We start from the raw sequence: 236 nt of genomic DNA, 5'->3' as shown, positions 1-236 counted from the left end.
GCCGATGCAGTCCGCTGAGCCGCCGCTCGTCAGCGGGCCGGTCGAGTCATACGCCGATCCGATCGTGCCGCCGGACATCGCGCAAGGCGTATTCGGCGTGTACGGCGGCGCGCAAAGCCGCTTCTCCGGCAACTCGGGCGCGAACCGCGGGGCCAACGGCGGTGGCACTGGCGGCTGGCGTGCGCCGATCGTCGCGCAGCAATTGCCCGACCTTGGCAGCGGCGGCGCGGGGACGC

The 236-nt window shown here is 73.3% G+C and carries 1 pseudogene; it reads left to right on the top strand.

The window, feature by feature from the left end:
- Positions 1–4: 4 nt before the first annotated feature.
- Positions 5–236, top strand: a pseudogene (locus tag SB753_RS41295) (M48 family peptidase); the annotation flags it as partial.

The organism is Paraburkholderia sp. SIMBA_053, from assembly GCF_046534895.1.
GTDB lineage: Bacteria > Pseudomonadota > Gammaproteobacteria > Burkholderiales > Burkholderiaceae > Paraburkholderia > Paraburkholderia caledonica.
This window is presented reverse-complemented; position numbering and strand designations above follow the sequence as displayed.